This is a genomic window from Micromonospora craniellae, assembly GCF_014764405.1.
Taxonomy (GTDB): Bacteria; Actinomycetota; Actinomycetes; order Mycobacteriales; family Micromonosporaceae; genus Micromonospora; species Micromonospora craniellae.
On the sequence record NZ_CP061725.1, the window covers coordinates 810,237 to 823,530 of the forward strand.

Annotated in this window: 10 protein-coding genes and 2 pseudogenes; 7 read left to right on the forward strand and 5 right to left on the reverse strand. The window is 73.3% G+C overall.

Annotation, left to right across the window (positions count from 1 at the left end; translation table 11 throughout):
- Positions 1 to 117: 117 nt before the first annotated feature.
- Positions 118 to 642 (forward strand): annotated as a pseudogene (locus ID554_RS03685) (LLM class flavin-dependent oxidoreductase); the annotation flags it as partial.
- 160 nt (positions 643 to 802) lie between these two features.
- Here ID554_RS03685 and ID554_RS03690 read toward each other — a convergent pair.
- The 4 genes and pseudogenes from ID554_RS03690 to ID554_RS03705 form a co-directional block, all read right to left on the reverse strand.
- Positions 803 to 1,570, reverse strand: a complete 768-nt coding sequence (locus tag ID554_RS03690) for an endonuclease/exonuclease/phosphatase family protein (protein ID WP_223884620.1) — start codon at positions 1,568 to 1,570, stop codon at positions 803 to 805.
- 19 nt (positions 1,571 to 1,589) lie between these two features.
- The gene (locus ID554_RS03695) at positions 1,590 to 3,080 is read right to left on the reverse strand and encodes a phosphatase PAP2 family protein (protein WP_117226517.1); all 1,491 of its coding nucleotides are present in this window, start codon (positions 3,078 to 3,080) and stop codon (positions 1,590 to 1,592) included.
- A gap of 91 nt (positions 3,081 to 3,171) precedes the next feature.
- A pseudogene (locus ID554_RS03700) lies at positions 3,172 to 3,366 on the reverse strand (hypothetical protein); the annotation flags it as partial.
- A gap of 23 nt (positions 3,367 to 3,389) precedes the next feature.
- Positions 3,390 to 4,376 carry a diacylglycerol/lipid kinase family protein gene (locus ID554_RS03705; protein ID WP_223884427.1) on the reverse strand — a complete coding sequence of 329 codons (987 nt, stop codon included), beginning with the start codon at positions 4,374 to 4,376 and terminating at the stop codon, positions 3,390 to 3,392.
- Positions 4,377 to 4,622: 246 nt separating this feature from the next.
- On the opposite strand from ID554_RS03705, the gene ID554_RS03710 reads away from it, so the two are divergent.
- The 6 genes from ID554_RS03710 (at position 4,623) to ID554_RS03735 (ending at position 12,578) form a co-directional block, all read left to right on the forward strand.
- Positions 4,623 to 5,393, forward strand: coding sequence for a PP2C family protein-serine/threonine phosphatase (locus ID554_RS03710; protein ID WP_117226518.1), 771 nt, complete (start codon positions 4,623 to 4,625; stop codon positions 5,391 to 5,393).
- Between the two features lie 92 nt (positions 5,394 to 5,485).
- Positions 5,486 to 6,346, forward strand: coding sequence for a universal stress protein (locus ID554_RS03715; RefSeq protein ID WP_117226519.1), 861 nt, complete (start codon positions 5,486 to 5,488; stop codon positions 6,344 to 6,346).
- Positions 6,347 to 6,433: 87 nt separating this feature from the next.
- On the forward strand, positions 6,434 to 8,827 hold the full coding sequence (locus tag ID554_RS03720) for a phosphoketolase family protein (protein ID WP_117226520.1): 2,394 nt from the start codon (positions 6,434 to 6,436) through the stop codon (positions 8,825 to 8,827).
- A gap of 13 nt (positions 8,828 to 8,840) precedes the next feature.
- Positions 8,841 to 9,728 carry a universal stress protein gene (locus ID554_RS03725; RefSeq protein WP_117226521.1) on the forward strand — a complete coding sequence of 296 codons (888 nt, stop codon included), beginning with the start codon at positions 8,841 to 8,843 and terminating at the stop codon, positions 9,726 to 9,728.
- Between the two features lie 67 nt (positions 9,729 to 9,795).
- Positions 9,796 to 10,803, forward strand: coding sequence for an Acg family FMN-binding oxidoreductase (locus ID554_RS03730; RefSeq protein ID WP_117226522.1), 1,008 nt, complete (start codon positions 9,796 to 9,798; stop codon positions 10,801 to 10,803).
- Between the two features lie 146 nt (positions 10,804 to 10,949).
- On the forward strand, positions 10,950 to 12,578 hold the full coding sequence (locus ID554_RS03735) for a sensor histidine kinase (protein ID WP_191088857.1): 1,629 nt from the start codon (positions 10,950 to 10,952) through the stop codon (positions 12,576 to 12,578).
- 21 nt (positions 12,579 to 12,599) lie between these two features.
- On the opposite strand, the gene ID554_RS03740 is transcribed toward ID554_RS03735, so the two are convergent.
- A complete protein-coding gene (locus ID554_RS03740) occupies positions 12,600 to 13,238 on the reverse strand; it encodes a response regulator (protein ID WP_117226524.1) in 639 nt (212 codons plus the stop codon).
- Positions 13,239 to 13,294: the final 56 nt, after the last annotated feature.

Sequence of the window (13,294 nt, forward strand, 5' to 3'; positions counted from 1 at the left end):
TCCCCACCACAGGATGGGCGCCACGCCGGTGTCTGAACCGGTTCAGGCAACGGTATGCAGCCTCCGGAGAGCCCGTCAAGCGTCGATGAGGGTTGACCTCACCAGGTCCGGCTACCCGCCGACCACTACTACCCCTGGCTGGAGTCGCAGGGCCACTCGCCGTACGCCTGGTCGGTGCTGGGCGCAGTCGCCCACGCCACCTCCCGCGCGGAGCTGATGTCGTTCGTGACCTGCCCGATCCGCCGCTACCACCCGGCGGTCGTGGCGCAGAAGGCCGCCACCGTCGGACTCCTCTCCGACGGGCGGTTCACCCTCGGCCTCGGTGCCGGGGAGAACCTCAACGAGCACGTGGTGGGAGCCTGGCCGCACGTGCAGCAACGGCACGAGATGTACGAGGAGGCCGGCGGCGCCGGGCGACCCCGCTACGGTCAGGTGGCCATCTGCTACGGACCGGACGAGGCCGAATGCCGCACGATCGCGCACGACCAGTTCCGCTGGTTCGGACTCGGCTGGAAGGTCAACGCCGAACCGCCCGACACCGGCTTCACGCACGTGGCGCTGGTCCAGGTCGGCGGCGGCAGTCAACCGATGTTCCTGGACTGGGCGCAGGAGCAGTTGCTGCCCCGGCTCCGCGACCTGTGAGCGGCCGGGTGTGATCAGCCAAGCGCGGCAACACGGAGCTCCGACCGGCGGGCGGCGGCCTCGGCTGCGTGCCCACTGGAGTTGACCAAGGAGTTTGCGCCCTCCGCCCTCCTCCTCCGTGACCAAAACTCCTTGATCAACGCGGGTAAGAGCGGGTGGGTCAGAGCGGGTGGGTGAGGGTGAAGGTGGCCTGGAGGGGGTGGTGGTCGGAGGCTTGGTAAGTGTCGGGGGTGCGGATCACGTGGGTGTCGACGAGGTGGGCGGCCAGGGCGGGGGTGGCCAGCAGGTAGTCCAGGCGCATGTCGGCGAACTCCGGTGTGCAGCCGTGTGCGGTGGGCACGGTCGGGCCGGCGGTGGCGGCCAGGTCGACCAGGCCGGCGTCGAGTAGCCGGGCCACCGCCCGCGTGTCCACTCTCCGTCCGTCGCGGCGCAGGTGCCGGCGACGGTACGCCGGTGTCAGCCGCTCCAGGCTGGCGGCGTGGTCGGCGTACGGGGCGAGGGTGTTCAGGTCCCCGGCGAGCAGGGCGAGGGCGGTGCGGGCCCGGCGCAACGCGGTGGCCGCCCAGCGGGCCTCCACGAGTCGCCGTCCGCCACGGTACGGATAGAAATGGGTGTTCAGGACCACGAGCGGCCCGGCGTCGGTGCCCAGGGTCACGCGCTGCGCCGCGTGGTGGAACGGGCGACGGACCGGCCCGGCCGCCCGGGTCGGCCAGCGCGGGTGCACGAGTATCGCGACCGGCTGGCCGAAGGGCGACCGGGCCAGGTGGGGTGTCAGGCCGGCGTCCGCCGCGAAGCGGGCCACGTCGAGGCCGCGCAACTCCTGGAGGGCGAGGACGTCCGGCCGGTGCGCGGCGACGACCCGGGCCAGCAGGGCGCGCCGGTCCGGGCCGCCCCGGTCCTGCCCGCCGTTGCGGATGTTCCAGGTCATCACCCGCAGCACGGTCGCCTCAGCCCGGCCGACCGGCCTTGGCCAGCTCGTCGTCGAGGGTGTCCACGTCCTCCGCCTCGATCTCCGGCCGGTTGCCGGCCCGCACGTCCTCGTTGGGGCGCACCACCCAGTAGAGCAACCCGATCCAGAGTGTGGTCAGCATGATCGCGCCCATGAAGTCGGTCGGGTGGTGCATGCCCCGGTACATCCGGGAGACCGCCACGCCGACCGGCATGATCACCGCCGCGGCCACGAACAGCCACCGCCACCACCGGTCGGTACGCGGCAGCATCACCACGGCGATCGCCACCCACAGGCAGAGCGTGGCCGCGATGTGGCCGGACGGGAAGGAGGACGTCGGCATCGGGCCGTCCAGGTTCTCCACCGGCGGGCGCGGCCGGTCCACGGCGGCGGCGGAGGCGAGGAAGAGCGTCAGCTCGCCGATCATGGTCAGCGCCACGAAGAGCACCGGCCGCCAGCGTCGCCAGATCGCCAGCACCAGCGGGCAGAAGACCATCGAGATGAGCAGGATGGCGTGGGTGTCGCCGACCTTGCTCCACCACCAGCTTACCTCGTCCAGGAACGGGGTGCCGTGCTCGGCGAACCAGCGCGGCACGGTCTCGTCGAGCCGGGCCAGGAAGGTGCCGTCGGCGTAGTAGCTGACGAACATGCCGAAGGCGTAGAGCGCGCCGAAGACCAGCACCCAGCCGACCACGATCTCGGCGATGCCGGCGCGCGCGTGCGGCAGCAGCTTCTCCTCGTCCGGAGCGGGGGCCACCTCGTGTGCCGCCTCCGGTTCCAGGCCCTCGGTCAGCGGGGCAGCCGGCCGGCCGCGTTCCAGCCGCCACAGCCGGAAGGCGTACGCGGTGACGCCGAGCCAGGCCGCGCCGAGCAGCCAGGCACCGAGCACGTCGGAGAGGAAGTGCACGCCGAGCGCGACCCGGGTGAATCCGATCAGGACCACCACGGTGGCGACCAGGGCGATCGCCGGCTTACGCCAGCGGGGCGCCATGGCCGGCAGGAACACCAGCAGCAGCGCGCCGTAGGCGACCATCGACCCGAGCGCGTGGCCGCTGGGGAAGCTCTGCCCGGCGTACGTGCCGATGGGCACGTCCACCTCGGGGCGCAGCCGGTCGACGAGCGTCTTGAGCGACGGGTCGAGGATCAGCGCGCCCGCACCGGTGACGATCAGGAAGACCGCGAGCCGCCCCTGCCGGCGGATCAGCAGCCCGACCACGGCCACGGTGACGAGCCAGACGATCACCGGTCGGCCGCCGAGGTCGGTGATGGCGTTGAGCACCGTCACCAGCGGACCGACCTGCGACACCTGCTCGTTGAGCCAGCTCGCCACGCCGTGGTCCACGTCGTACAGCGGGGACCACTGGACGCGGACCAGCACCAGCAGCAGCCCGAAGCCGACCCCGGCACCGAGGACGAGCAGCAGCCCGGCGAGGGTACGTTCGGTGAAGTGACCGAGGGGTCGTCGCAGTACGTCCCTGACCGCTCCCACGGCAGCCTCCTTCGCCAGGTGGCGCCGTACGGCGGCGCCTTCTGGCGTGGCGCTGTACCCGCGTCGATGCGCCCCTACACCCGACGGGGCGCTACAGCGCGGTCATCTCACCGGTGTCGAGCAGGCCCGCTCGCGGGTTGTCCGGCTCCCACAGGTCCGGCTTGGCGGGCCCGGACACGCCGATGCGGACCGCCTCCAGTTGGGCGGCGAAGGCGAGTCGGCCGAACAGCGCCATGCCGGTGAGGTTTGCCCAGAGCAGCAACGCCATCATGCCGGTCAGCGCGCCGCACGCCAGCCGCCATCTTGGTGCTACTCCCCCCGGCCCTCCTCGATGAGCCGCTCACCCCGCTCGGCGGCGGCGGACGCGTCCTCGGCCAGGTCGGGTGTGCGGTCCGGCTGCGGTACGCATAGCCACAGGGCCCGTCGGCGGATCCGTACGCTCAGCTCGCGGCCGGGCTCGATCAGGTCGCCGTCGAGTTCGCGGGGCTGGGCCCGGTTACTGGTGATCGTCACCCGACGGGCGCGGAAGACCTCCATCCTTGGCACCCGGTCACGGCGGCGTATCACCGCCCAGCCGAGGGAGAGCCAGTGCCGCAGCGTGTGCGGGGTGAGCACGGCGACGTCCAGGTAGCCGTCGTCGGGTTCGGCCTCGGTGAGCAGGCGTACCCCGCCCTGGAGCCGGCCGACGTTGGCGACCAGCACCGAGCGGGCGCGGCGACGCAGCGGCGGCTGGTCGTCCAGCGAGATCCACACCCTCATCGGCCGGTCCCGCAGGTGCCGGGCGGCGCCCACGACGTACGCCGGCCAGCCGATGCGCCGCTTGGTCGTCTCGCTGGTGGCCTCCAGCATCTGGGCGTCGAAGCCCATGCCGGCCATCACCGCGAAGTGCTGCCCGTCCACCTCGCCGACGTCGAGCAGCCGCCGACCGCGCTCGACGGCCACCTCGATCCCGGCGGCCAGGTCGTTGGAGAGACCCAGGTTGGCGGCGAGCAGGTTGCCGGTGCCCTGGGGAAGCACAGCGAGCGCCACGTCGGTGCCGACCAGGGCGCTCACGCAGGCCATCACGGTGCCGTCGCCGCCGCAGGCGAAGACCACGTCGACGCCGTCGGCCAGGGCCTGCTCGGTCTGGCCGCGACCGGGGTCGTCGACGGCGGTCTCCAGCCACAACGGCTCGGGCCAGCCGGCGACGGCCAGCGCGTCGACGACGGTACGGCGAAAAGCATCGAGATCGTCGACCTTGACCGGGTTCACCACGACCGCGCTGCGCAGCGACCGTCCCTGCCGTCCAGCTTCCACGGCGTCAGTGTGCGGCACGGTAGGCGGTTCGGCGACCCCACGCCGGGTGACCAGGTTCACCCACCCGGCGGGTGTGCCGCCGACCTGTGGCGTCGCGGCTCAGGCGGCGGCCCGCAGAGCGGTCTCCGCCCGGTGGCGTACGTCGGCCAGGTCCGGCCCGGCCTCGGTGAGCACCAGCGCGTGCCCTCCTCCGCTAGGGTCAGGGCCGCGCGGGAGCCGCCCCGCCGGTCGTCGGTCGGAGGTCGAGTGAGCCGGGTCGCCAGAGACGAGGTGCGGCGCTTCGCGCTCGCCGACCTGACGCTGGAGGTGGCCGGCGGCAGCGTGGTCGGCAACCGCTACCGCGAGAACTACGACGTGCTGCACGTCGATCCCGCGCTGCCCTACGCGGTGGTGGCCGACGGCATGGGCGACGGCGAGGGCAGCCGCCGTGCCGGTGCCGCCGCCGTACCGACGTTCGCCGCCCAGGTCCGCGCCGGGTGGCCCGAGGTCGGGGCGGACCTGTTGCGCACCGCCGCCGCAGCGGCCCAGACCGCCGTACGCGAGGCCGGGACGGAACGCGCCCAGCTGACCGGGTGCACCCTGACCGGCCTGGTCGTCGAGCCAGCCGGTGGGCAGGGCTGGGTGGTCCAGCTGGGAGACTCGCGCGCCTACCGGCTCCGCGACGACCTGCTGGAACTGGTCACCACCGACCACACGGTGGCCTGGCTGGGCGTGCTGCACGGCTGGTACCCGATCGGCTCGGCCGCCGCCGCCCGGGCCCGCTACCAGCTCACCCGCTACGCCGGCCATCCGGCCGCGCCCGAGGCCGACCTGCTGGCCGTGACCCTGCGCCCCGGCGACACCTGGCTGCTCTGCACCGACGGGGTGAGTGACCAGGTGAACTACCACGGGATGCGGGACGCCCTGGTCCGCCCCGACCTGGCGGACGCGGTCGCGACCCTGCTGGACGCCTCGCTGGACGCCGGTGGGGCAGACAATGCCAGCGCGGTCGTGCTCCGGGCCCGGCCGGCACCCTGACCAGGGCGGCCGTCCGGCGATCACGCCCCCGGGCCGCACCGGCGCGACTAGCCTCGACAGCAGGCCGAGCGCAGCTGCGGGGGTGATGGCGGATGGCCCCGGGCAGCGAGGCACCGGTCCTGGTCGGCGTCGGTCCGGACGACGCGCTGCCGGTGGCCCGGACCGCCGCGCGGGTGGCCGCCGCCCACGGTCGCGCGTTGCACCTGCTGCACGCCTTCAACTGGGCCGCGCTGGAGGCACCCGCGGTCACCGCGTCCCGCTCGCACGCCGAGGAGCTTCTCGCCGGGGCGACCGGGGCGGCCAACCAGAGCGAACCGGGCGTCCCGGTCAGCACCGAGATCATCGAGGGCGCGGCGGTGGCCACCCTGGTGCGTAAGTCCGAGGCGGCCTTCCTGGTGGCCGTCGGCGACGGCGGCATGGCCCACTGCGACCGCTGCATCCCGGCCGACACTCCTGCCGTCCAGGTGGCCGCCCGCGCCGAGTGCCCGGTGCTGGTCGCCCGGCAGGAGCCCCCGCCGGCCGGGCCGGTGCTGGTCGGCGTGGACGGCTCGGCCTCCGCCGAGATCACCCTGGCCTGGGCCTACGCATGCGCGGGCCGACACCGCTCGCACCTGCTGGCGGTCTGGGTGGTCGAGTCCGACGCGGCGGTGGGCGAGGCCACCGACCGACTCGCCGCCCTGGTGGCCCGACACCGTGGCGCGTACCCCGACGTCGCGGTGGAGTGCCGCGTCCTGCGGGGCGAACCGGGTGAGGTGCTGATCGAGCAGTCGCGCGCCGCGCAACTGGTGGTGGTCGCCGCACGGGGCGACGAATCGTGGCGCGGCATGCTCGGCGCGGTCAGCCAGTCGCTGCTCTACCACGCCCCGGCCCCGGTGCTGGTGGTGCGCGGCGTGACCGGCCCGCCCACCGACGACGGGCCGGGGCACCCGGGCGGGCGGGACCAACGGCCCTGACCCACGCCCGCCGATCCCGCGAAGCTGGAGGCAGGAAACCCGCGCTGCGGATGCAGAATCCACCGACCCGCGAGAGGCTCAAGCAGTATGGACACGGCCGTGGACATCCCGAGCACCCTGACCGATGAGGAACTGCGCCGCCTGGACGCCTACTGGCGGGCCGCGAACTACCTGAGCGTCGGGCAGATCTATCTGCTCGACAATCCCCTGCTCCGCGAACCACTGACCGCTGAGCACGTCAAGCCCCGACTGCTCGGGCACTGGGGCACCTCGCCCGGCCTCAACCTGATCTACGCCCACCTCAACCGGGCGATCGTCGCCCGGGACCTGTCGGCCCTCTTCGTCACCGGCCCCGGCCACGGCGGCCCGGCGATCGTCGCGAACACCTGGTTGGAGGGCACCTGGAGCGAGCGGTACCCGGGCGTCGGCCGCGACGAGGCCGGCATGGCCCGGCTGTTCCGGCAGTTCTCCTTCCCCGGCGGCATCCCCAGCCACGTGGCGGCGGAGGTGCCGGGCTCGATCCACGAGGGCGGCGAGCTCGGGTACGCGCTCAGCCACGCCTACGGCGCCGCGTTCGACCACCCCGATCTGCTGGTGGCCTGTGTCGTCGGCGACGGCGAGGCGGAGACCGGCCCGCTGGCCGGGAGCTGGCTGTCCACCGTGTTCCTCAACCCCGCCCGGGACGGCGCGGTGCTGCCCATCCTGCACCTCAACGGCTACAAGATCGCCAATCCGACGGTACTGGACCGGATCCCCGAGTCCGACCTGCTCGCCATGCTGCGTGGCTACGGCTACCAGCCGTACGTGGTGGCCGGTGACGAGCCCGCCGCCGTGCACGAGGCGCTCGCCGGCACCCTGGACCGGGCGCTGGACGAGATCGCCGAGATCCAGCGCCGGGCCCGCTCCGGTGCCACCAGCGAGCGTCCGCGCTGGCCGATGATCGTCCTGCGTACGCCGAAGGGGTGGACCGGTCCGCGCGAGGTCGACGGCAAGCAGGTCGAGGGTACCTACCACGCCCACCAGGTGCCGTTGTCGAACGTCCGCAGCAATCCGGAGCACCTGGCCGAGCTGGAACGCTGGCTGCGCAGCTACCGGCCGGAGGAGCTGTTCGACGCCACCGGCGCCCCGGTCGCCGAACTGGCCGCCCTGCCGCCCACCGGTGACCGGCGGATGAGCGCCAACCCGGTCACCAACGGCGGGACGGTGCTGCGTGACCTGGTCCTGCCGGACTTCCGCGACTACGCCGTGGACGTGCCCCGGCCCGGCGCCACGGCCACCGGCGCCACGGGGGAACTGGGCGGATGGATCCGGGACGTGATCGCCGCGAACCCGCAGACCTTCCGGCTGTTCGGGCCGGACGAGGTCGCCTCCAACCGGCTCCAGGCGGCCTTCGAGGTCACCGACCGGGCCTGGATGGCCACCACCGTGCCCGGCGACGACCATCTCTCCCCCGACGGGCGGGTGATGGAGGTCCTCTCCGAGCACCTGTGCCAGGGCTGGCTGGAGGGCTACCTGCTGACCGGCCGGCACGGCCTCTTCACCAGCTACGAGGCGTTCATCCACATCGTCGACTCGATGGTCAACCAGCACGCGAAGTGGTTGAAGGTGACCCGGGACATCCCCTGGCGGATGCCGGTGGCGTCGCTGAACTACCTGCTCTCCAGCCACGTCTGGCGGCAGGACCACAACGGCTTCTCGCACCAGGACCCGGGCTTCATCGACCACGTGATGAACAAGAAGGCCGAGGTCGTCCGGGTCTACCTGCCCCCGGACGCGAACACCCTGCTCTCCACCATGGACCACTGCCTGCGCAGCCGGCACTACGTCAACGTGGTGGTGGCCGGCAAGCAGACCGCGCCGAACTGGCTGACCATGGACGAGGCCGTCCAGCACTGCCGACGCGGGGTGGGCATCTGGGACTGGGCCAGCACCGACGGCGGCAGCGAGCCGGACGTGGTCCTCGCCTGCGCCGGTGACGTGCCGACGCTGGAGACCCTGGCGGCGGCGGACCTGCTGCGCCGGCACCTGCCCGACCTCAAGGTACGCGTGATCAACGTGGTCGACCTGATGCGGCTCCAGCCGTCGAGCGAGCACCCGCACGGCCTGCCGGACTCCGCGTTCGACACGCTGTTCACCCGCGACAAGCCGATCATCTTCGCGTACCACGGCTACCCGTGGCTGATCCACCGGCTCACCTACCGCCGCACCAACCACCACAATCTGCACGTGCGCGGGTACAAGGAGGAGGGCACCACCACCACGCCGTTCGACATGGTGATGCTCAACGACCTGGACCGGTTCCACCTGGTCATCGACGTGATCGACCGGGTGCCCGGGCTCGGCGACCGGGTCGCGTACCTGCGGCAGGAGATGACCGACGCCCGCGACGCGGCCCGCGACCACACCCGCCGGTACGGCGAGGACGACCCCCGGGTGGCGCAGTGGCGCTGGGTCCGCGAGACCGACCCGACCAACCCCTGAGGAGGACGCAGCGATGACCAGGAGTACGAGCGACGCCGAGATCGTGGTGGGCTATGACGGCTCGCCGGACGCGGCGGCGGCCCTGGACTGGGCGCTGGAACAGGCGCGCCGGGACGGCCGGCCGATCCGGCTGGCGTACGTCTTCGAGTGGCTCACCGTGGCCGGCTGGGTCGGGCCCGGCGTCACGCCCGGGATGTGGCCCGACGAACAGGCCCGGCAGCAGGTCGAGGAGCTGGTCAACAAGGCTGCGGCGGACGCCGCCGCCGCCAACCCCGAGCTGACCGTACGCGGTGAGGTGCGCGACGGCCCGCCGGCCCTGGTGCTGGAGGAGAGCTCGGCGGAGGCCGGCCTGCTGGTACTGGGCGGCCGGGGACACGGTGGCTTCACCGGCCTGCTCGCCGGCTCGACGGCGGTCAGCGTCACCGCGCATGCGCACTGCCCGGTGGTGGTGGTCCGCCGGGACACCGCCGAGGCCGCGCGCGCCGGGCACATCACGGCCGGTGTGGACGGCTCAGAACCCTCCCTGGTGGCCCTCGGCTTCGCCGTCGAGCAGGCGGCCCTGCGGAGGGTGCCGCTGCAGGTGGTACGCGCCTGGCAGCCCGGACGCGAGCACTGGAACCTCACCGGTGAGCAGGCCCGCGACGCGGCGCTGGCCGAGGGCCGCGCGGAGCTGGACGAGGCGCTGCGCCGTTGGCAGGAGAGGTTCCCCGACGTCGAGATCAGCGTGCAGACGGCCACCGCCGCACCGGCCGCCCTGCTGATCGATTCCAGCCGCCAGGCGCAACTGGTGGTGGTCGGCACCCGGGGCCGGGGTGGTCTGCGCGGCATGCTGCTCGGCTCGGTCAGCCAACAGCTCATCCAGCACGCGCACTGCCCGGTGGCGGTCGTCCGGGAACGCTGACGATGAACCCGAGCGGACCCTGCGAACCGAGGTGCGGCACGATGAGCAGAGACGAAAGGTCGTGAGGATGAGCCACCAGACGCCGGCCCCGCATCGCCCGCTGCCCACCGCACTCGCGGAGGCCGCCACGATGGCCGGGCGGGCGCCGTCGGTGCACAACGCGCAGCCGTGGCGCTGGCGGGTACTGCCCGACTCGCTGGAACTGCGGATGGTCCGCGACCCCCAGTTGACCGCGACCGACCCGGAGGGCGACCTGGCCCGGCTGAGCTGCGGGGCGGCGCTGCACCACGCCCGGCTGGCGCTGGCCGCCGAGGGCTGGACGGCGACCGTGCGGCGGATGCCCGACCCGGCGGAGCCGGACCTGCTCGCCCGGCTGACCGACCTGCGTCCCAGCAAGGCCGACCCGGACGCGATGCGCACGGTGCAGTGCATGCAGGTCCGGCACACCGACCGGCGACCGGTCAGTGACGAGCCGGTCGGCGACGAACGACTGGACGCGGTCGGCACCGCCGCCCATCGGGAGGGCACCCGGTTGGAGATCCTCGACCGGGACCAGGTGCTGGAGCTGGCCGCCGCCGCCTCGCGCGCCGCCACCGTCGAGGCGGACGACTCCCGGCTGCGCGAGGAGTTGGACTACTGGACCAGCCGGGCCGCCGGGACCGGGTTGACCGCCGAGGTGCTGCCCGAGGAGGCGGCGCAGACCACGGTGCCGGGCCGGGACTTCGGCCGCCTGGGGACGTTGCCGGTGGGGCCGGGGCACGACCGGGCCGCATCGTACGGGGTGCTGCACGGCGACCAGGACGAGCCGGTGGACTGGCTGCGGGCCGGTGAGTCGCTCTCGGCCGCCTGGCTGACCGCCACCCGGCTGGGTGTCTCGGTGGTGCCGCTGAGCGGGGTGGTGGAGGTGCCGGCGACCCGGCAGGTCCTACGCGGGGTGCTGGCCGGGCTCGGTAACCCGTACCTCGTCCTGCGTCTCGGGGTCGCGGACCCGGCGCACGCCGGTCCGCCGCACACGCCGCGACTGGACCGCGCGCAGGTGGTGGACCTGTCCGCCGTCGAGGGGACGGCGGGGTGAGCCGAGGTCCGGCGGGCGTTCTCCGCCCGCCGCCGACCGGTTAGCATCGCCGGGTGACCGTCGGCGAACCTCACCCCCGGCACGAGCCGCCCTCCCTCGGGCTCAGTCCGCTCTCCCGCGTCCACCTGGACGAACTGCTCCAGGAGATGCTGGACCGCGTCGGGGAGGTGATGACCAGCCGGGAACGGCTGCGGGCCCTGCTCGACGCGGTGGTCGGCATCGGCAGGGACCTGGACCTGCGCAGCACCCTGCAACGGATCGTGCAGTCCGCCTGCGACCTGGCCGGCGCCCGGTACGGCGCGCTCGGCGTGATCGGCGCCGACCGGATGCTGCACGACTTCATCGTCCACGGCATCTCCCCCGAAACGCACGCCGAGATCGGAGACCTGCCGCACGGCCGGGGCGTACTCGGCCTGCTGATCGACGACCCGAGGCCGCTGCGGATGCCGGACATCACCCAGCACCCGCGCTCCTACGGGTTCCCGCCGCACCACCCGCCGATGCACACCTTCCTCGGTGTGCCGGTGCGCATCCGCGACCAGGTCTTCGGCAACCTCTACCTGGCCGAGAAGCAGGGCGGCGCGCAGTTCACCGAGGACGACGAGGAGATCGTCGTGGCGCTCGCCGCCGCGGCCGGGGTGGCGATCGAGAACGCCCGGCTGTACGCGCTGGCGCACCGGCGGGAACGCTGGCTCGCCGCCACCGCCGAGATCACCTCGCTGCTGCTCGGCGAGGTACGCCGCACCGACGCGCTGACGCTGGTGGCCCGGCGGGCCCGCGAGGTCGCCGAGGCTGAACTGGCCCTGGTGCTGCTCTACGACGACGAGGCCGACCACTTCACGGTGGAGGTGGTCGACGGCGCCGGCGCTCAGGCCCGCGCGCTGGTCGGCACGGTGCTGCCGGCGGCGGACACCAGTTTCGCCGGTCCGATCGCGGAGGGCCGCCACGACTCGGTGGACGACCTCGCCCACGCCGCTCCCTGGCCGGCGGTGCTGCACACCGGGCCGGCGGTGATCTCGCCGCTGGCCACCGCCGACACCCTGCACGGCGTCCTGGTCATCGCGCACACGGCCGAGCACGGTGGCGCCACCGACGAGGACGTGGCGCTGCTCGGCAGCTTCGCCGGGCAGGCCGCGCTGGCCATGGAACGCGCACGCGGCCAGGAGGAACGCGAGCAGTTGGTGGTCCTGGAGGACCGCGAACGCATCGCCCGGGACCTGCACGACGTGGTCATCCAGCGGTTGTTCGCCACCGGCCTGCACCTGCAGAGCGCGGTGCCGCTGGCCGCACGGCCCGAACTCACCAAACGGCTCAACGCGGCGGTCGACGACCTGGACGCCACCATCTCCGACATCCGCCGCACCATCTTCGAGCTGCGCAGCCCGGTGAGCGCGGCGCTGCGTACCGAGATCCGGGAGGCGGTGGAGGTGGCCGCCGAGTCGTTGGGCTTCCGTCCCCGGCTGGACCTGACCGGCCCGGTCGACAGCGCCGTCCCGGACGCGGTCCGCCCCGATCTCACCGCCGTGCTCCGCGAGGCCCTGTCCAACGCGGTACGCCACGCCGAGGCGTCGGCGGTGACGGTGTCGGTGCGGGTCGACGGCGGCCGGGTGACCGTGGTGGTCACCGACGACGGGGTGGGGTGCGACCCGGCCGCCGCCCGGGGCGGCCTGGTGAACCTGCGCGAGCGCGCGGAGCGCCACGACGGTACCTTCGAGGTGCGTCCGGCCCGTCCGCACGGCACCGAACTGCGCTGGTCGATCCCGCTGCGGGACTGACCGGCGGGGTGGCGTGTACGGTCAGCGGGGCTTGCCGAGCAGGCGGGTGGCGAGCACGGCGGCCTGGGTACGCCGTTCCAGGCCGAGCTTGGCCAGCACGCTGGAGACGTAGTTCTTGACCGTCTTCTCGGCCAGGAACATCTTGCCGGCGATCTCCCGGTTGGTCAGCCCCTCGGCGACGTACTCCAGGATCCGCCGTTCCTGCTCGGTCAGGGACTGCAACTCGCGCGGCTGCTCCACGCCGCTGCGGATGCGGTCCAGCACGCGGGTGGTGATCGCCGGGTCGAGCAGCGACTGCCCGGCCGCCACCCGGCGTACCGCGTCGACCAGGTCGGTGCCGCGGATCTGCTTGAGCACGTACCCCGAGGCACCGGCCATGATCGCCGCGAACAGCGCCTCGTCGTCCTCGTACGAGGTGAGGATCAGGCCCTTGATCGAGGAGTCCACGGCCCGCACGTCCCGGCAGACGTCGATGCCGTTGCCGTCGGGCAGGCGGGCGTCGAGGATCGCCACGTCGGGCCGCAGGGCCGGGATCCGGCGGGCGGCCTCCGGGGCGGAGCCGGACTCGCCGACCACCTCTATGTCGCCGCTGGCCTGGAGCAGGTCGGCAAGGCCACGACGGACGACCTCGTGGTCGTCGAGCAGGAACACCCGGATCATCCCTCGTTTCTACCCGTTCCCCCCACCGTATGCACGGGCCGAAGGTCCCGTACCGC